This window comes from Salmonella sp. 5800, from assembly GCF_046558195.1.
GTDB classification, from domain to species: domain Bacteria; phylum Pseudomonadota; class Gammaproteobacteria; order Enterobacterales; family Enterobacteriaceae; genus Salmonella; species Salmonella enterica.
Window position 1 is genome coordinate 1 of record NZ_JBGDOX010000026.1, and the last position, 794, is coordinate 794.

The window sequence follows — 794 nt, forward strand, 5'->3', positions numbered from 1 at the left end:
TTGGTGGGTCGTGCAGGATTCGAACCTGCGACCAATTGATTAAAAGTCAACTGCTCTACCAACTGAGCTAACGACCCCTTGGATAAGGGTTACTGCTTCAATCATTCAGGATGGTGGGTCGTGCAGGATGACTCGGCTTCGCCTCGCCCTTCGGGCCGTTGCTAAAGCAACATTATCCTTCACATTCTCTACCAGTTACCACCTTGTATATTGGTGGGTCGTGCAGGATTCGAACCTGCGACCAATTGATTAAAAGTCAACTGCTCTACCAACTGAGCTAACGACCCATACGGGTGCTGCCTGAAAGATTTTACTCGGACCATCTAAAGATGGCGGGTCGTGCAGGATGACTCGGCTTCGCCTCGCCCTACAGGTTGCTGACGCAACGTTATCCTTCACGTTCAACATCTGAGTTTGATGTTAAATTGGTGGGTCGTGCAGGATTCGAACCTGCGACCAATTGATTAAAAGTCAACTGCTCTACCAACTGAGCTAACGACCCAAGTGGTGGGTGATGACGGGATCGAACCGCCGACCCCCTCCTTGTAAGGGAGGTGCTCTCCCAGCTGAGCTAATCACCCGATACTACGCTGGATATTACTGACTAACCGAAGTTAGTGGTGGGTTGTGCAGGATGACTCGGCTTTGCCTCGCCCTACGGCACCGTTGCTGATGCAACGTTATCCTTCACGCTTTATTCTCGTTTCCACCGAACGATTGGTGGGTCGTGCAGGATTCGAACCTGCGACCAATTGATTAAAAGTCAACTGCTCTACCAACTGAGCTAACGACCC

At 50.9% G+C, this 794-nt stretch carries 5 tRNA genes; all 5 read right to left on the bottom strand.

Features of this window, described 5'->3' with window-relative positions:
• Position 1: 1 nt before the first annotated feature.
• The 5 genes from ACLJZ5_RS22005 to ACLJZ5_RS22025 all read right to left on the bottom strand — a co-directional run bounded on the left by ACLJZ5_RS22005 (position 2) and on the right by ACLJZ5_RS22025 (position 794).
• Positions 2 to 77, bottom strand: a tRNA-Lys gene (locus ACLJZ5_RS22005).
• 134 nt (positions 78 to 211) lie between these two features.
• Positions 212 to 287 (bottom strand) — tRNA-Lys (locus tag ACLJZ5_RS22010).
• A 139-nt stretch (positions 288 to 426) separates the two neighbouring features.
• Positions 427 to 502: transfer RNA gene (locus ACLJZ5_RS22015), tRNA-Lys, on the bottom strand.
• 3 nt (positions 503 to 505) lie between these two features.
• Positions 506 to 581, bottom strand: a tRNA-Val gene (locus ACLJZ5_RS22020).
• A gap of 137 nt (positions 582 to 718) precedes the next feature.
• A tRNA-Lys gene (locus tag ACLJZ5_RS22025) sits at positions 719 to 794 on the bottom strand.